10 protein-coding genes and 1 tRNA gene are annotated in these 18,949 nt (G+C 56.5%); all 11 read right to left on the reverse strand.

Annotated features, from left to right (window positions below; genetic code table 11):
• Window positions 1–61: 61 nt before the first annotated feature.
• Window positions 62–5,215, reverse strand: a complete 5,154-nt coding sequence (locus KP001_RS06210) for a phosphorylase family protein (protein ID WP_217288679.1) — start codon at window positions 5,213–5,215, stop codon at window positions 62–64.
• A 739-nt stretch (window positions 5,216–5,954) separates the two neighbouring features.
• Window positions 5,955–8,462, reverse strand: coding sequence for an SPFH domain-containing protein (locus KP001_RS06215; protein WP_239027917.1), 2,508 nt, complete (start codon window positions 8,460–8,462; stop codon window positions 5,955–5,957).
• A 566-nt stretch (window positions 8,463–9,028) separates the two neighbouring features.
• Complete coding sequence (locus KP001_RS06220; RefSeq protein ID WP_217288680.1) at window positions 9,029–11,722, reverse strand: PAS domain-containing sensor histidine kinase; 2,694 nt, start codon at window positions 11,720–11,722, stop codon at window positions 9,029–9,031.
• A gap of 297 nt (window positions 11,723–12,019) precedes the next feature.
• A tRNA-Met gene (locus KP001_RS06225) sits at window positions 12,020–12,096 on the reverse strand.
• A gap of 158 nt (window positions 12,097–12,254) precedes the next feature.
• Entirely contained in the window at window positions 12,255–12,917 is a 663-nt protein-coding gene (gene bamJ, locus KP001_RS06230; protein WP_217288681.1) for a BamJ family beta-barrel-assembly machinery protein, read from the reverse strand.
• A gap of 140 nt (window positions 12,918–13,057) precedes the next feature.
• Complete coding sequence (locus KP001_RS06235; RefSeq protein WP_217288682.1) at window positions 13,058–13,633, reverse strand: Ros/MucR family transcriptional regulator; 576 nt, start codon at window positions 13,631–13,633, stop codon at window positions 13,058–13,060.
• Between the two features lie 234 nt (window positions 13,634–13,867).
• Window positions 13,868–14,857, reverse strand: a complete 990-nt coding sequence (gene glk, locus KP001_RS06240; RefSeq protein ID WP_217288683.1) for a glucokinase — start codon at window positions 14,855–14,857, stop codon at window positions 13,868–13,870.
• Window positions 14,858–15,293: 436 nt separating this feature from the next.
• Window positions 15,294–15,878 (reverse strand): PqiC family protein, encoded by a 585-nt coding sequence (locus KP001_RS06245; RefSeq protein WP_239027918.1) that lies wholly within the window; start codon window positions 15,876–15,878, stop codon window positions 15,294–15,296.
• Window positions 15,875–17,554, reverse strand: coding sequence for a PqiB family protein (locus KP001_RS06250; RefSeq protein ID WP_217288684.1), 1,680 nt, complete (start codon window positions 17,552–17,554; stop codon window positions 15,875–15,877). The genes KP001_RS06245 and KP001_RS06250 overlap by 4 nt, the downstream gene beginning before the upstream one ends.
• Window positions 17,547–18,206, reverse strand: coding sequence for a paraquat-inducible protein A (locus KP001_RS06255; RefSeq protein WP_224962348.1), 660 nt, complete (start codon window positions 18,204–18,206; stop codon window positions 17,547–17,549). The genes KP001_RS06250 and KP001_RS06255 overlap by 8 nt, the downstream gene beginning before the upstream one ends.
• Complete coding sequence (locus KP001_RS06260) at window positions 18,182–18,814, reverse strand: paraquat-inducible protein A (protein WP_217288685.1); 633 nt, start codon at window positions 18,812–18,814, stop codon at window positions 18,182–18,184. The genes KP001_RS06255 and KP001_RS06260 overlap by 25 nt, the downstream gene beginning before the upstream one ends.
• Window positions 18,815–18,949 lie beyond the last annotated feature (135 nt).

Consider the following 18,949-nt stretch of genomic DNA (forward strand, 5'->3'; position numbering starts at 1 on the left):
GCCCCCCCCTATCGTATCTTCTGTTTCTAATTTTGTATGTCGGCAAACAGGAGCTAACTGTTTATCGCTTTGTGCAACTGGGCCTACGACGATGCGCCAGACGCTGTCGTGCAGCAGCCTGGTGTGAGCCAAAACGACCATCAATCTCTGCTAAAGTCTCGCACGCACCATACGCATCTATTTGTATCATGGCTTCAAAAATAGCAACACCCGATTGACGTGACGTTCCTCCCAGGCGATGAAGGGTAAGTGCAAGGTCAGTTAGCTGTGGCGCCGCAATTGCCGTCCCAGTCCGAATGTCTCCTAGCTCACTCCGCCAAGCCACTATAAGCTTCTCAGCTATGGTGGCAATAAGCTCGTCTTCATGCGGGAGTAGCGCTTGAAGACGCTCCACAACAAAGCTAGAGGGGGCGGCAGTCATGTCGCAGTTATCGTCGGCCAAAGCACGAAGGAGTCTGACAGTAAACTCATCTGGGACAAAGTCGTCAACCAGTCTAAAAACGTCCATAACCGCAGCAACAAGGTCCTTGCTGGCCCCTTTTAATAACGCAACAAGTGTCTCTGTTGACTTGAGACGCAGCGGCGCTTCAGTCCAAAGGTTTACAGAGGCGTAGGCAAGACCAATCTTTGCGCTTTCAGTGCCAACAACTATAATCTCCTCACGTGCGCACTCCCACCTTGGCGTACCTTTCGCTGTGGCAACCAAACCCACAAGTTCACCATACGCGCGTTGCAAAAAAGCACGGTCTGATTTGCTCCAGTCAATAATAAGGTCGAAGACAAGTTGGTCGTCCCATCGCTGCGCATGAGCAAGAAAGAAGACGGCATCTCGAGTAGCGAGGATCTCGGGGAAATAATTAAAGAGTTTACGAAGGAAGGCTGACACTCCCTCTGGCGTCGATCCGCCAGCATTGTTAAGGCAATGCAGAAGTCCTTTCCAAACCTTTGGATTCGTTTCCCGCGATAAATGGTCATTGAGTATGGAAAGGTAACGATCCCGCCCCTCTTCTTTCCTGCTAAGAAGTATCGAAGCGAGCGCCGAGAGCGAATTGTAATTACCGCCAGGGAGAAACGAGGTGTTACCGTAGCCCCAAAGGATGCTTCCGTCGCTGAGTTCCTCGTCTTTGAGAGCAGAATGTACTTTGAGTTCCTCGTTGTCAGTGCCCTCCTCCTGAGAGGGATGAAGGCTAAGCCATTCGATAAGTATATCTATCACATCATGACTGATGTAGCCCTTCCTGTTAGCAATTTTTTCTAGAGCTCGTGCCGCAGAGTCCCTGAAATCTTCAGACTTAAATCCTCGATCATGCAGATCACGAAAAGCGTCTAATAAACCTTTGTCATTCTGCGCATCCTCGGCCATCGCGTCAAGCGCGTAACCGGCGGCTCGCTCTTGCTGGAGCGGCTCGAACTGCTCCATCAGGCGCATTGCTCTGGCAGGATAAGTTTTGGCAAACTCTGCGAAAGCACGGGACAACTGAATATTGCCGCCTCGCATCCAATGCGTCGGATGATCCCAATGCGTCTTATCAGGAATCTCCCGGAAAATTTTAAGTATGTCCCGATCTTTGGCCTTAGCCATTGCGGATGAGTCCATAGGGGATCCTATACAGCAGACTTCACCCCTTTTAAAGGATCGACCGAACCGGTCGCCTAACGCTCGTTGTTCATTAGCCACTAACTCACGATTCTCAGGCGCCAGCCTGTCTAGCCCTACGGCTTCAAGAAGTTCCTTTTTGGATGCTCGAACAACATCTAAAAATGTTTTTCGTTGACTCGGCTCGTGGAGGTGATCTGGAGCGCTGGGCTTGTAACTACGCACTGACTCCTGAAAGCGGGTGATCTCGTCGGTCGACCAATGTGGTGTACAGGCGGACACAAGGTGGACAGTTGTGCTCCTATGGCCGTAGGAATTGCCGAGTTGGAATCGACGCTGGTCAGAAAGCAGCCAATCTAGAGCCCTCGATGCTAACACGCCTGCAGCTACTTCATAACCACGTGCAATCAACTGTTGCACAGCCAATATCTCAAGAGTGGAATTTTCGTCAGCCCACTCTAAAAAAGTTTCCGGCATTTCTTTCGCGAGTGTCTCGACAGCGATTTGCAGTGCCATCATCACCGGTTTTTCACGCGTTGGTGATTGAGGGCTCAGGCCTAACTCGACCTCCAGAATGTACCTTCCGGGGTAAACAAAATTGTCATCACTGCTGCAGCTATAGCCAAGGATTTCTGAAAAAACAGCGACGTACCACGACCAGACATGCTCCAGAAACAGGGACGGAACAGTTTCTGATAGAGATGGAATGTCGCCCCATTCCATCGTTTCGAGCAGACCCTCTAATGCCTTCAGTCGTGGACGGAGGACGTATTCGTACTCCACAGACTTCTCAGACTTAGATGGAGGTGGTTCCGGCTTGCCTTGCGCCTCAACAAGGAGAAAATCAAGTTTTGCACGCACCAAGCGCAGGGCTATAACGGGCTGGGTAACCGCAAGTGTCATCGCAGTATGCTCCACAGCCCATACGGAGATTGGAGCACGCTTAAGGGCAGTAATCGCAAGCTCTTCAACTTCGTCACTCCATTGTGGGCATCCCTGCACCGTCATCCACGTGAAATTGTCCTTCGCCGGGTAGGGCAACCAGCGGTCCTTGATGAGGCGAACAACCTGGTCACAATGGGTGTTCCAGTTTAAAGCAAGAATCCGGCTAGCTTGACCGGCTTCTGGATCTGTGCCAGACATTGCATCCCAAATCGCGGTTGATGCAAAATGGCTGAACCATCCTGTTCCGCTGCCGATAGCCTTGAGCCCAAATATGCGAAGGTCAGGGGAGTTCATCACATCTGACATAAACCTCTTTTCAGCCTGTTGTGGCTGGTTTACTTGCCCAAGGAATTCGATCAAAAGGAGACGGAGATGGCGTCGGAGATCCTTTGTCATCCAAATTTCGGTTAGTTCTCGTACATACGACGTAACTTCTGCCTCTCGCAGATAGTTTAATGCCGACCAAAGTTTTGCTCTGACAAACAGCGAATCCTGGCGCTCTTGAACATAGGTCGAGAGTAACCCCGTGTTTCTAACAAAGGACCTGGCCAGCACGTAATCGAAGACTGTCTGATGACTGAAGGCTACACTGAGGCTATTCTCCGATCTAACAAGGAATCCTAGAGCTTCCAAGCGATTCAGCGAGTTTAGACGGTTATCAAAGCGTGAAGCAGCTAGCCAAAGAGACTCTTCCTCCGCCATTTGACCTGCAAGGTCTGAAGCTAGCAGGATAAGTGGCTCGCTATCATCGGCTGACGCTATCCTATCATGCCACAACTGCTCTAGCATTGCCTGATAAGTACTGAAGGGCTCTGTTCTCCCAGCCCCCACCAGACCGATGAAAGTCTTTAAAGCCTGCGGAATGCGTACGACATCCCGTGCGCTCTCAGGCCATGTATCAGAATCAATACCAACCTCAGCAAGACGCTCCTTCACTTCATGCCAAGGTGGGAGGGACAACCTCACTGCTTCTGCTTCAATGGTACGCAGTCTGACGTCATGATTAAATTCAAAGGTTCGGGCAGAAAGGATAACATGAATATTCGTAACATTGCTGATCCGACGGACTAGGTTGAGAAGGACGTTCAATCGTCCGCTTCGAAGGTCTAGCTGGCTTGCAAGCGCGTCCAATTGGTCAATCAAAACGTAAACGGGCTGCAGCGCTGCTAAGCGAAGGACCAGATCGCTAGGAAGCGCCGGTAAATTTAACTCCCGTTGTAAGTCGAGTTCGGTTCGCACCTCGGTCGAAATAAAATCCGCCTTCAGTGCGAATACGGTCGCACCTTGTCCCAGTAGTTCAGATGTAATTTTAGAAAGCAGAGCCGACTTACCCGATCCTGGTTCGCCAAGGAGGACAGTAGAACTCGTGTCAAGCTGAAAACGGGTTTCGATATTTTCCCGCTCGGGTCTCTCAATCCACCTTCCGTTAGGAAGAGTTTTTTCCCAAGCTAGAAGATCAACAGAAGCTGTGGCCAGAGCGACTTTTGCCTTATCCGCTTCTCCGACCGATTCAATAGATGTCGCCCCTAGAAGGAAAACTCCGCTCTCCGATGCGACTTCACGGAGCGTGGCCAGGTTCATGCTTCCGAGGTCACTTTCACGGACGCTCATGACGAGCCGAACAGAGCCGACATCAACGCGCACAAGGGTCAGCTTCTCGTCGTCAAACGCTACCTTGAGACGCTCGACAACAGCATCGACTTTCTCCTTCGGCCAATCCTCAATCGACCCAGCAAAGTTGAACACGAAGTCTGTACGACTCTCTGCAGGACCATGCCCGTCATAATTCTGCTCATTTCCCGTTGTTTTCGTATCCTCAACTGAGGGATTTCCCTGTGTAGGAACCTTACTCCGAAACGAAAGGATGCTGAAGGCAAAGGCAGCCGCATGGGCGGCCGCGATGGGTTGATGCATCTTGTCATTTGCTTGATCCTTGCCGGCACACATATCCGAGATACCGCGGACAATAATGGCTGAAGCGTTCTCATGGTGGGCAGCATTCATGACGCCCCAGCCTTCCATCTCAACAGCACCGCAATCATTGAAATGCACTCGCAGCCAGGCAAAGCGCGGAGATTTATCACCAGCAACTACTTCCTCACCCGAAACAATACCCTTAACAACAGCTGACGGGGGGAATTCGCAGGGATAGCAGTTCTTGTCTGGTAGACTTGTTCCAACAGGAGGCCGCACCAGGTCCCACCATTCATCATCATAGATGAGCCCTTGGGCAGCTGTCAGGAGTTCTCGTGCGGAGGGTAGGCCATGCGGCCTGCTGAACGTTTCATTATCTCCAACTTTCGCAGCATGCCCATTGTAGACATAATCACCGACAACGACGCTGCCGATAGGGATATCTTCTTTCAAAGACCCGGCTACTCCAACAAACATAACAGCATGGAAGCTTCCAAATTCCTGGAACGCCTTGCCCGTAACTAGGCCTGCGTCACTATTGCCCTGCGATGTAATCGCATGTACGACAAGCCAATCCCCAGCTGGATCGGAAAAATAACCATACTCATAAAGCGCGCCTTTCTCCCCGACGAGTCTTTCAGGTTTGGCTAAGTGAGCTTTCACAGCTCGGCTTTCGCAAACAACCGTCGTTAGAATGAGTGCGCGTCGCGGGTGGTCGCGAAATTCTATTTTGATATCGGCTGGAGTTTGAAATGCCATTTTTCCCCTATGAGGTGCAGCGTCATTTGACGATCGTATTAAATGAGATCTTTCATTTAAATATCAGAAAATCACTGTAAGGGCTACGGAATACCGCCGCCCCCAATATTACAATACACCAGTTCAAAGGACAGGTTCTGGTGCCTTGTAGTACAAGGGGGACACGCATAAGATTATAAGTTTCTCGGAAGGCTCGACAGCCGCCCCTCAACCAACCACTTCCATCAATCTTATACGTGCACTGCCTACTCCTAGCTCTTCTCGGGTCTTATATATCAGAGTGACGCCCCTGAAATCCTGACTAAGTCAGCTGCTGCGCAGGATTTCAGGGACGTCCCTCTGCCTCCTGGATCGGCCATTGCCGTCTCTGGGCCGAGTTGCTTCACATCTTTCGTTACTTGACAGATCTGGAAACAGGTTGGCAGTACCACACAACCTGACTAAATCCCCCATCTGACGAAGTTGCAATCGGGATAATGGCGGCAAACAGCCGCTTCTTGCCCCTGTCTTTGTCCTGACAGTGTTCTAATTCTTCTCATCGGCTGCCCACAGAGCTCACATCGACCTAGATCCTTTCCTCCAATCCCATCTATCCTGCGGTCTTGCAACCAACGTCCTACATCTTTTCGTCGGTATGCTAAATACGCTCCTACAATCGAGATAAACGGGCCAATCATCCAGGCTTGTCCCTTAATCATTCCGACCTCCTACAACCACTCCCTATGCCCCCCTGTATCTCTTACGCCTTCGGTAGCGCCGCCTGCTTATTCACCAGCGCGGTGAGATCGACGCCGGGCAACAGCCGGCTTAACTGGCCCATCAGGCCGTCTCCTGCATTGCCGCCGCCGGTTACCAGGACGTCGGGGACTATCTTGATCTTCCCTTCCTGGATGGCTGCGGCGATCAGTTCGACGATCTTGATCTGCTTGATGGCTTCCTCGCCGATAGCTTCCTGCTGCTTGTTGTAAGCCTGGGCGGTCGCCTCACCGATGGCGGCGATCTTGGAGGCCTCGCCATCGCCTATGGCCTTCAACCGCTTCCCTTCACCTGCCCCTTCCAGCGCTTTGGACTCTGCGTTGCCTTCGGCCAACGTGATCATCTCGGCTTTCTTTTGGGTCGCCACCTTCACGGCGATCTCCGACGCCACCAGGGTCGGCTGCTGGTCGGCGGTTGCACGCATCTTCTCCATCTCGGTGCGCTCCGCCTGACTCTTCTGCTCCATCTTGTACATCTCCTGCTGCTGCTCGGCGATGATCCTCTTGGTCTGGGTCTGCATCAGATCCTCGGGGAGCTTGATCTGGCAGATCAACACGGAGACACACTCAACGTGATACTTCTCCAGGTCGATCCGGGCGCGGGTTTCGGCCTTGGCCTGCTCTTCGGAGCGGCTCTGCAGGAAGTTCATGGCGGAGGCGGTGGAAGCCTGATTGCGGAAGGAGGAGTCGATCATTGGATGGATGACGTGCTGGATCAGGTTGTCGATGGAGCCCACTTTGGCCACCATGTAAGGGGCCTGGTCCGGACGGACGCGGATGACTACCTTGACGGAGACCTGGATCGGGAAACCGTCCTTGGAGATGACGGTCAACTGGTCGAAACGGGTGTCTTCCTGGTCGTCCCAGTCGATGGTGATGTTGGTGGTGTCGATGATGTAGGCCATGAAGGCGCGACGGTTGAGATAGTAGCGTCCCGGTCCGGCCACTTCTTCCTGGATGCCGCGGAACCCCTTGGGGACGACGTACTTCTCCTTCCCCTCTTCTTCCGAGGCGCCGGTCTGGGACGAGCCGAGACGTTTCTTCATCTCTTCGGTCGGATCTTCCCCCACGTTGGATACGATGACTCCGACCTGCCCTCGCTCGACTACGGCCACGTCGTCGATGGCGACACTGAACATGAGCGGGTTGATGTAATAGGTTCCGGGCCTCAGCACGTCGAGCTGCGGGCCGCGCTGGCCGTGCTTCAACAGGAAGGCGGAGCCATCCTGGTAGTCGTTATGCCCGGTGATGGGCGACGCCACGTATTCGCGCTCGGGGAGCGGAATGCCGTCGAGGGCGGTGACCAGACCGATCTTGTTCGCCTCGACTACAGCCGCCGGCGCCACCTGGATGTTGAAAAGGTTCAGGTTGATACGGTAGGTACCCGGGAGCAGCACGTCGATCTGCGGCCCTTTCTGGCCGCCGTTTTTGAGGAAGGCTTCGCCGTTCTCATAGTTGGAGTGCCCCGCCACGCTCTGGGCCAGGAGACGTCCCATGGGGATGGGAGCACCGTCCTGAGCGGTGACCATGCCGACCTCCCCTTTCGCGATGATCACGGCCTCGGCCTTGGTCACCTTGAAGAGGTTGGGATGGATGCGGTACACGCCCGGCGGCAGGATCTCGGTCTGCGGGCCCTTCTGCCCGCCGTTTATGATGAAGTCCTGGCCGGACTGAAAGGAGTTGTGGCCGGAAACCACGGCGGCGAAGATGCGCCCGGCGGGAATGGCCGAACCGTCGGCCGACTCCACCAGTCCGATCTCGCCGTCCCCGATCTTGGTCGCGGAACTCTTGGTCACCTTGAACAGATAGGGGTTGATGCGGTAATTGCCCGGAGGGATGATCTCGATCTGCGGGCCTTTCTGGCCGCCGTTGTTGATGAAGGCGTCTCCGTTTTGGAACGAGGCATGCCCTTCCACCGCCTGGGCGAAGATCCTTCCCTCGGGGATGGCGACGCCGTCCACCGACTCTACGATGCCGATCTCGGAGTCCTTGATCTCGGTCACGTTCCCCTTGGTCAGCTTGAAGAGATAGGGGTTGATGCGGTACTTGCCCGGAGGGAGCACCTCGATCTGCGGTCCCTTCTGGCCACCGTTTCGGATGAAGGCTTCGCCGTCCTGGAATGAGTTATGGCCGGCGACGACGGCGGCGAAGATGCGTCCCGACGGGATGGATGTGCCGTCCACCGATTCGATCAGGCCGATCTCGTTTTCGAGGATCTCGGTGAAGACGCTTTTGGTTGCCTTGTAGATGAACGGGATGAGGAAGTGCAGTCCCGGGCCGAGGGTACGGGCCTGGATACCGACTTCGTTCCCCAGGGCCACGACCCGCCCCTGGGGCATCTTGCTGCCGAACCAGCGCCGCTCGATGAGGGCGATCTCGTTGCCGCCGACGATAACCACCGAGTTCCAGAGCAGAATGACGAGAGCGGCGAAGGCGAGAAGGTAGAGATAGTGATTACCAATCCAGATGAAGATGTTTGCGGGGTCGGACATGGTGCCTCCTGGTGGATGTGCCGCGTTAGTTGTGACGGCGGTAGCGGGTAAAGCCCGGCTGCGATAAGCGTGTGCCCATTAAAAAAGCCGCCAGTGCGGGTACGTTGCACTGGCGGCTTCAAAATTGAACGGGTTTCCTCTTCATGCTGTCATGCTACCCTCTTAGAAGATTCGGTACAGGCTTTAATTTATACTCCCAGTTGCGCCTCGGCGTCAATGAGAATGGGTCAAGGTAGGGAAAATCCCGATATTCCGACTCAGATAACCCAAAGAAAGGCAAATCCCCCCTGCCCCCTCGGAGAACTTTGGTTCTCCCGAAGCGCTTCGTGGCGACATCCTACTGGCTTCCAAAAGGGTTTGGAGGAACTGCAAAATAAGGTATGACTGGCGGAAGAAGGAGGCACTTGCGGGGACAAAGAAAAAGGGCAGAAAAGGGGACAGGCTACTTTTCCTTTTTTGAGCACTGCTTGCAGAATGGGTCAAGGCGGTGATTTTTGTTGTTGCGGGAAGAGTTTTTGTGATGGGGCAAAATGTCGCTGGGCGGCGGACCGGGCCATCCTCTCATCTTAGCTGTCGCGTTCGGCGCAGCAAGGCAACAACACGCTGAACGTACTCCCCTTGTCCGGCTCACTATTGACACGGATTGCCCCTTTGTGACCGCGCACTATGCCTTGTACTGCAGGAAGCCCCAATCCCCTCCCGGTAAACTTGGTGGAAAAGAACGGGTCAAAAATCTTCTCTTGCGTCTCTTTGTTCATGCCACAGCCGGTGTCTCTTATCTCCAGCAGCACATACCGCCCTTCCGGAACGGCGCCACCAAACCCGCCATCATCCAGGCAGTGCCGGTCGCAATCCCGCCAACTGGTAGACACGGTGATGGTTCCAGGCTGATCTCCAATGGACTCGGAGGCGTTGAGCACCAGATTCGTGACGATCTGGGATATCTGGCTGGCATCTGCTTCCATCAGAGGAATCGGCTTGGTCAGATTCAATATGAGTTCCGCCTTGGATGTGATGGAGGACATCAGGACGCGCCCCTGTTTCTCGATAACCCCATTCAGGTCAACCGACTCGACGACGAATTTCCCTTTGCCCGAGTAGGCCAGCATCTGTCTGGCGAGGTCAGCGGCTTTCTCTGCAGATTTCTCGATCCGCTTCAGGTTTTCCCGAACGGAGGAACCGATATCCGCCTGCAATAGTGCAAGTTCGGCATTGCCAATTATGGCTGTGAGAATATTGTTGAAGTCGTGTGCGATGCCTCCAGCCAGAATCCCCAGGCTTTCCATCCTCCTGGCGTCCTGCAGCTGACGTTCAAGCTTCAGGTGCTCTTCCTGGGCCATTTTACGTTCTGTTGTTTCCAGCAGGGAGAACACCAGCCCTATGACGTTACCTGTGGAGTCGCGAACAGGGATAAGCGACCAGTCCCAGTACGTCACGCCCCGCTCTGGCTGATCGGGAAATTCGAAAGGCCGCTCCTTGATGTACGCCGGTATGCCGGTGTCGCGCACCTGACGAAAAAGCGCTTCTACTTCGCCCCCCGGGTAGAGAGAAAAGTGGTTCCTGCCGACCATCTCTTCCGGCCTCAGCCGGCAGGTGGCGGCATACGCGCTGTTGACGGCCACGAAGTTGAAATCCAAATCGAGGTAGACCAGACAAACATCGGTCGCGTTTATAATTTCCATCATCATCGCATGTTGACGCTCAGCCTCATCCTGCACCTTTTTCAGCTCAGTGACATCGACTCCCAGGCCGCCAACGAACCTTTTTCCTGCGGCATCCTTGAACAGGAACTTGGTGGTAAGCCACCAGGATGTCATCCCTGTCGCGTCCACTACGGGCTCTATGGTTTCCAGCGAAGTCCCGCTGGCAAGGACCTGGTGATCGTGGATGCGAAATACTTCAGCAAGATCCTGCGGCCACAGTTCGTAGTCTGTCTTGCCGTACCAGTTTTTCGATTCTGCGGCAAACCTTTTACAGAAGGTATCATTTCGGAACACGTGCCGACCATCCTCATCCTTCATCCAGGAGACGATGGAATTATTGCTGAGATATGACTGCAGCAAGCGTTCCGATGCCCTGGATTCCGCTTCAGCCTGCAACCGCTTGCGGCGATTCCACACCAGGAAGACGATCAGGGCGCCCTCCCCCGCCATCAACAGGATGGCGATGCCAATGTACCCCCAGTACTGTTCCCAAAATCCCGGACGGTAGTTGATGAGAACGCTGCCTTTAGGGAGTCGGGATTTGTCCACCCCCCAGCGCCGTATTTCATTCCAGTCAAACATCGGAGCGTGCTTCAGAAAACTGACCTCTTTCACGTAACCTGCTTTGCCGGCTATGAGTTCCCCGGCAAGGCGGGCAGTCTCCTCTCCAAGTTTTCCAAAAGAGAGGAGATCACCGCCGACGATACCTGAGCCCAGTAGCGAGTCGTAGAGACCGAATACCGGTGATTTTGAGGCACGGGAAATGTCGGACACACCAGCTGTCGGGAGATAGCTGTTTCCACTGGAGTCCTTTGTCAGTCTGGTATAAAGGATGATGGTATGGTCGCGCCTCTTTCCAACCTCCTGTAAAATCCCGGGCAAGGAATTGTTTGTCAAATAGCGAACGGAAAGCGTCCCTGTGAAATTTTTCAGCGCATCCTGCGCGGCCTCCAGGTAGGGTGCATCGTCCATCGTCGGGCCTGACACGACAATGATCTCCTTGGTATCTGGAAGCAGCGCCAAGGCATAGCGGAGAGTGTGCAATGCATCGAGGCTGTAGACGAGCTGTATGACCTTTCGTCCCAGGCCAGGCGGCGTTTCCGTCTCTTTCGGAACCACAGCCACCATCGGTACGCCGCGAAAAAGGTCCTTCCCTTCCGACTTCATGAAGTTCCACGCATCCCCATGAAACACGACTATCGAATCGAATTTCGTGCCGGAATATTTACGGCTCAGAAACCTGGCAAGTTCTCGCGGGTACGCAGGGTCAGGGTGACGCTGAAGATCGAGGTACTCCTGGTACTGATCAGCATCATCAAAGCCTGCTTTTTTCAATGCCGGCAGCAATCCGTTATTGATGATTTGGTGGGCATGGAGCTGGCTGACTCTGCCATATATGATGAGAACTTTTGGCGGATGCGGGGCTTGTTCGTTATAGGCAGAAGCCTGGTGAATCCCCAGTACGAGCAGAATTAAAACGGAAGGCAGAAGGCGGCATAATGGGGAGTGGAAAAAGACAGGGAAATACAAGGGATGTTTGTGCATCTCGCTGGTCATGACAAAGCCCCCCTTTGTACGTGATCTACTATAGCATTTGAGAGTTGCGCGGCAACCGAGCAATGGCACACAGCTATAAAAGCAGAGCGATCCTGGGGTCCTTTGAGAGTACGCGTAAGCTGAGAGTAAGAAAGTTGAAGCCCCACAAATGGCTGCCTGAAGGCCTGCATATTGTGACAAGGTGGGACGGCACGGTGCCGGATCATTGTGTGGGGAGGAGGCGACGGGAGTCGCCAGGGGGGGGAGAGCGGAAAACGAAACAGCCCCCCGGCAAGAACCGGGAGGCTGTTTTTTTAATGGTGGCGGTGCAGGGACTTGAACCCCGGACAACACGGATATGAGCCGTGTGCTCTAACCAGCTGAGCTACACCGCCGAGCTCTATAATGTAATAATGTCAGATACCTACTGCAGTCTCAAGGACTCTTTCGCGCCGCCTCAAGAGACACTCTTTATATTCTAGAGCGCATTTTTTGTCAATAAAAAACTGTGCTAAAACTTTTTCATCTGTATCATCCACAACAACGATGCAATCTACTTCACGATATCCAGAAGCTCGACCTCGAATACCAGTGTCGCATTAGGGGGAATCATCCCGGCACCACGTTGGGCATAAGCAAGGTCGGGAGGACAGACCAACTGGGCCTTCCCACCAACCTTCATCTTCTGCAAACCTTCGGTCCAACACTTGATCACCTGGTTCACACTAAATTCCGCAGGAGCACCCGACTTATATGAGTTGTCGAATTCCTTGCCGTCGACAAGAGTACCGCGATAGTGCACCTTCACCTTGTCGGTAGCTGTTGGGCTCGCACCGGTCCCTTCCTTGAGCGGCTTATAGATGAGACCGGAGGGAGTCTTCACTGCGCCTTTCTCACTCGCGGCCTTCTCGATGAATTCCTGGGATTTCGCAGCAAGCTTATCGCTCTGTGCGGCACGGCGGGCTGTTATCAGTTGCTGAGCTTTCACCCCGTACGGGGCGATGTCAAAACTCGGGGCCTTCCTTTCAATTCCATCCTTAAGCCCTTTCAGCACCTGGTCGGTCTCATCCTGGGACATATCGATCCCGCCAAGCTGCCGGGAGAGGAACTGTCCAACCGCATAAAATGTTTTCTGTTCGTCCGCTTTCTTCTCGTCGGCCGCATAGGCGGGCAGTGCGAATAGTGCTACTAATGCAATGATCAAAAGTCTGCTCATGGTACTCCTCCTGTAATGTTTTTCACGAAGGTACAACTATACCAGCATTCGCATGGTGTGCACCTGACACTTTCACAGATCAACAAACGAAAAACAGCACCCCGATCGAGGTGCTGTTTGTTGTGACTGTGGAGAGAGGGTTACTTCTTTGCCTTGGGTGCAGTTGTCTTTGCCTTGGCGGCTTTGGGGGCCGCTGCGGTCTTTGCCGGCGCCTTGGCTGCCTTTGCGGGTGCCTTGGCGGGCTTGGCTGCCTTGGCGGGCTTCACCGGCTTGGCGACGCCTTCTTTCTTGGCCTCTATGTTGGCCATGCGAACTTCACGGGCCTTGGCAAGGTTATCGGCCAGACCACGGTCCTGAGCCATCTTGCGGCGCGCCTCGGAATAGCTTTTCGCGGAAAGCGCCTGTTTGCTGGAGATGCCGAACTGCTTCTTGTAGGCACCGGGTTTCATGCCGTGGGCGGTGCTCAGGTGACGCGCGAGGGTCTTGAACCCACCCTTGCCGCAGATGAGGCAGACAACTTCATTCTTCTTGAAAGCCTCCTTGACTGAGACAGAAGAACGCGTTTCTTCTACACCTTCGATAGCCTGCCCGGCTTCGAGGTTTTTGAGTGCTGCATGAACCTTGGCTATTTCCGCAAGAAGCTCGTCCGATGTCATCGGCGTGCTGGAGGCGTGCGATGAGACGAGTTGTGCCGCTATTTCCACCAATGTCGCCATTAATCATCCTCCTTGGTATATGATGGACTGATTAATAGCAGAGACAAAAATATTGTCAATAATAAAGTACAAATAATGTTGGTCCTAACTTTGTATTTCTACATGCTTGATGTTAGGTTTGACGTTCGAAGAGTACATCAAGGAAGGTAACAGCAGATGAAATGATCGAAGAGGCAACAACGGTAAACTATCGGCAAGGGTCTCCGGTGAAGAAGCTATTACGAAGGACTGTGTTCAAAATAGATCATGGCCGTAATAAGCTGCACGCCCCGCGCCTAGAAGCGCGGTATCCTCGTTGAGGATCACGTGCACCGGGATCGACTGTACCAGGGGGCTCAGCCTCCCTTTGGCTGTGAAGGCGACCATGAAGGTGGCGCCTTTGAGCAGGTCAAGGATCTTCGGAGCGATGCCGCCCCCAAGGTAGACCCCGCCGGTGGCTAGAAACCTGAGCGCAGCGTTGCCAGCCTCGGCGCCGTAGACGCCGATGAAGAGTTCGACCGCCTTGACGCACATCGGGCAGCTCCCCTTGAGAGCGGCCTTGGTAATGACGGCGGGGGGATCCTCGCTCCCCATGGCCTGGACGACGCCGGGCTGCTCGCTGAAGTGGCGCCTGTCACGAAGGAAACGGTAGATGTCGTGCAGACCTGGGCCAGAAAGCACCCGTTCGTAGCTCACGCGGCCGTGCTTTGCCTGCAGGTACAGTAACAGTTCCGTTTCGAGGTCGTTACGCGCGGCGAAATCGGCGTGACCAGCCTCGGAGGGAAGCGGCCGGTGGGTGTCGCCGTCCCAATAGGCGAGCGATTCGCCAAGGCCGGTCCCGGCGGAAACGACGGCGATGGTTCCCTGAGGATGGGGGGTGCCGGGGTTGAGGGTGAAGAGGTCCTCCTGTTTCAACGCGGCGATGCCGTAAGTGTTGGCCTCGAGATCGTTGATCAGTCGGACATGGGAGAGCCCCAGGGTCTGGGCGAGGTCGGTGCTTTCGATGGTCCATGGCAGGTTCGGGGTGCGTACGCGCCCTTCGATGATGGGTCCGGCGATCCCGAGGCAGGCGCGCTCGGCCACGAGGCCATGCTGCAGGGCGAAGTGGCGCAGTATGTCGGTAAGGCTGCCGTGCGCGGAGCTTTTGTACTGCGCCTGAGCGAGCACGGTGAGACCGGCGGCGTCCGCCTCGAAGTACGCAAGCCGCGTGGAAGTCCCTCCAACATCTCCCGCCAGGATCAGCATACCGCCTCCTTCCGGCTCGGCACCGGCCACGCCTGAGAATACCAGCCGCGCTCGACTGGCGCTACTTGATGCCGCCCGTGTCTTCGCTCCGTGGCTTCACGATCAGGCGTGATCACCGCCATCTCCGCCACTGTCCACTTGCCACAAAGAGAAATCCGGGTGAGACGGCCAGGGACGAAATGACAACGGCCGGCAGAGCCCTCACCCGCCCTTCGGGCACCCTCTCCCGGAGGGAGAGGGGCTAGAGAAAGCAACCCTATCCCCGGGGCCGGCAGAGCCCTCACCCGCCCTTCGGGCACCCTCTCCCGGGGGGAGAGGGGACTCAAGGAAAATCATCGAAGATCACCCGCCGGACGCCCTCTCCCGGGGGGAGAGGGGACTAGAGGAAAGCAACCACTCGGGCACCCTCTCCCGGAGGGAGAGGGACTAGGGTAAATCATCGAAGATCGACCACGCTTTTGGCGACCTGCGCGCTCAACGCGGAGAGGGCCCGGCTGAAAGCGTCGGCGACGGCATCGTAGTCGGAACCGGTCACCTTCTCACGAATCTCGCCCCGCCCTTCCCTTCTGGCTGCTCCGGGGCCGCGCACCACCCAACTTGCCTCCACGGTGACGCTGTCACCGGGTACCGCTTCCAGGCGGACGATGTCCACCAGCACGCGGTATTGCGCGGCGGCGCCGGAAACCTGGTCATAGGCGAAGACGCGGCTCGATCCAAGCGCACCCCCCAGGTCCTTGGCCAAAAGACGCGGCATCTCGTTTTTCAGGGGCTCGGCCCAGCGATGGGACTCCAAAACGGCCACGCGGTTAGGCGCAAGGCGCACCACCAGTTGCGGCCGGTTCACCAGTTCGGGGATGGTCACCGGGCCGACGGCGACCGCGCTGGAGAAGGTTTGCTGCACGGCACTGGCGGGTGTTGCCGGAGTGAGGGTGTAAAAGCTGACCCGGGGCGACCTGCTGCAGGCGGAGCAAGAAAGCACGGCAGCTATGATTACCAGGGCGGATGTCCTGCGCATGGTCATTTTTCCTCCTTCTTGCCGCGAATCAGCGCTTCGGGGTGCTGCTCGAGGTAATCCCCGAGCACCCGCAGCGACTGGGCCGCCCGGGACACTTCGCGCATGGTGTCGCGCAGGTCGACCTGCACCGGCGCATCGGCGGAGAGGACCTGGCTGGCGCCTCCCAGGGTGCCTCTCGCCTCGGTCAGGGTCTTTCTGACGTCCTCCAGTGTGGTCCTGGTATCGGTCAGGACCGACTTCGCTTCCGGCACCAGGGAGCGGTCCATGTTCTTCAGAAGCTGATCGGCGCTTTTCAGTGTGTCATCCAGGCTCCGCAGGGTGCGTCCGGCATCCCCGGTGAGTTTCTCAAGGGGGAGCTTCTCTATCTTCTGGACGATCTCGATCAGGTTCTTCTGCAGCTTCTCCATGGAGCCGGGGACGGTCGGGAAGCGCGGCGGCGAGGCGTTCCAGTCGATTTTCGATGGACGCGCGCCGGGGACGAAATCGAGGGCGACGTAGAGCTGGCCGGTCAACAGGCTCCCGCTCTTGATCTGGGCCCGGAATCCGTGCGATACCAGGTCGTCGAGGAGTCTGCGTGTCTGCGCACCGCCGGAAGGGGGGAGTTTACCGTCGCTGCCCCGGTGCAGCAGGGTAAGAAGGTGTTCGGGGTAGAACTGGATCTCAACCGGCACCGTGAAATCCCTGCGGGAGGGGTCCAGCGCGACGTCGATGTTGGTGACCTCACCGACGGTTACCCCGCGCAAATCGACCGGCGCGCCGACGGCGAGCCCCCGGACCGACTCGCCGAACATGAGTACGAATTTTTCGGAGGCGGCGGCGTTCTTCAGTGCCTCGTCGCGGGTGCCGTAGAGGGTGTACGCGGTGTTGGCGGGGGCCGCCTGGCTTTCGGAGGCGTTCGGGGACTGCTCGAAGGAGATGCCACCCAAAAGGACGGCCAGCATCGATTCCGTGTTCAGCTTCACGCCGCCCGGTGTCACGGTGAGGTCGACGCCGCTGGCATGCCAGAAGAAGGTGTTGGTGGTGACGAAGCGGTCGTACGGGGAACGGATGAACACCCTGACCGAGACCCCCTTGCCGTCGCTGTCCAGATCGGTGGCGATGACCTGCCCCACCTGCATGCGGCGGAAAAATACCGGCGAACCGGTGTAGAGCGAGCCGACGTCCTCGGTGTGCAGCACGTACTGGCGCCCGGGAACGTCCATGGAGACCGCCGGCGGGGATTCCAGCCCGACGAACTGGTCACGCGGTTCGGTGGATGTGCCCGCCTCGACTCCTATGTAGGAGCCCCCCAGAAGCGTGGTGAGGCCGGTGACGTTGCCGCCGGAGATGCGGGCGCGCACCACCCAGAAGCGGGTGTCCTTGACCATGAGCCCCTTGGCGTCCTTGGAGACCTCGGCGGTCACGACAACGTGGGAGCGGTCGTTGGAGATGGCGATGGACTTCACCTCGCCGATCATGACGTCCTTGTACTTGAGCTTGGTCTTCCCCGCTTCCAGCCCCTCGCCGGTCTTGAAGGAGATGGTGATGGTCTCGCCGCGGTCGATCCAGGCCTTCGCAGCGATGGAAAGGCCGATGATGGCGGCGACGATGGGGATGATCCAGACCAGCTGTATCGAGAAGCGGCGTCTGGGTTCGCTGACCGCTTCCGGCACGTCCTGCATATCGTCTTGTCTGTCAGTCATGAAACTCCTCTTTCTGCAGCGGGTCCCAAATCAGGCGCGGTTCGAACTCCATGGTCGCGAACATGGTGAGGACCACCACGGCGCCGAAGGCGACCGCCGCTGGACCCGCCTTTACCGTGGCCATGGAGCCCAGTTGCACCAGCGCCGCCAGCAGGGTCACCACGTAGATGTCGAGCATGGACCAGCGCCCCACCGCCTCCACCAGACGGTACAGGCGGGTACGCTGACGCGGGTTCCAGGTGGAGCGCCGCTGCACGGAAATGAGCAGCAGGGTCAGTGAAAACAGTTTGAGCAAAGGGATGGCCACGCTCGCTATGAATACGATGACCGCGATCATCCAGGAGCCGGTCTTCCAAAGGTGCACCACCCCGCTTACGATGGTGTCCTTCCGGTAGGTGATCAGGGAACCGGTCTCCATCATGATGAGGGCGTTGGCCGGGATATAGAGTATGTACGAGGCGATCACGAGCGCCCAGCAGCGCTGCACGCTCCCGGGCCTGCGGAAATGAAGCCTCGCCCCGCAGCGCGGGCAATGCGCCACGCGTCCGTTGCCGGTGCGCCGGGAGACGAGCTGGCAGACATGGCAGGAGCACAGGCCGCGCGCCGCGGCGATGGGAGCGCCGGCCGTCACTGCGGGGCCTGCTCTTTCCACCTCGCGTCCATCTGCCCCCATATGTCGCGCGCGTTAAAGGAAGCGGCAGCGGCGGCAAGGAGCAGGGTAAGGACGGCGAAGGACCAAAGGGCCATGCCGGGAATGACCCGGAAGTTATGGGTCAGTTTCACCAGCGAAACCAGCACCCCGAGCATGAGTACCTCGACCATGCCCCAGGGTTCGATGAACTGGAGGACGCGCATGAAAAGCGGATAGCTGGGCGGCACCTTGCCAAGCTTCAGCGGGAGCAAAAGATAGGTTATGGAGACGAGTTCCACGGCGGGAGCCACCATCGCGGTGAGGAACACGAGAAGCGAGATACTCCGCATCCCCTGGTCCCACAGGGAGAGGACGGCCCCGAACAGGGTGATGGCGCTGCGGTCTCCCTGCACCTCTATGCTGAAGATGGGGAACACGTTGGCGCCCAGGAACACCATGGCGGCGGCCAGGGTATAGGCGAGAGTCCGGTCGACGCTGTCGGTGGCGTTGCGGTACAAGACCGCCCCGCAGCGCGGGCAACTGGCATAGCAGCCGGGATTCAACTGTATGTCGCGCTGCAGCAGATCGCATTCATGGCAGGCGATGAGTTGTGCGGTTCTATCGGTCATCAGGAGAAGAGCTCCCTGTTTCAGGGGGACTGTGCCTTAAAGGGGACAGCCACCTGGCGGAGCCAGTCCCCTTCAGTCAAAATGACAGATGAAAACATACCACATTTGCGGCCTGAAATTAAATCAGCCGCCCAG

The sequence above is a fragment of the Geomonas subterranea genome (assembly GCF_019063845.1).
Classification (GTDB): Bacteria; Desulfobacterota; Desulfuromonadia; order Geobacterales; family Geobacteraceae; genus Geomonas; species Geomonas subterranea.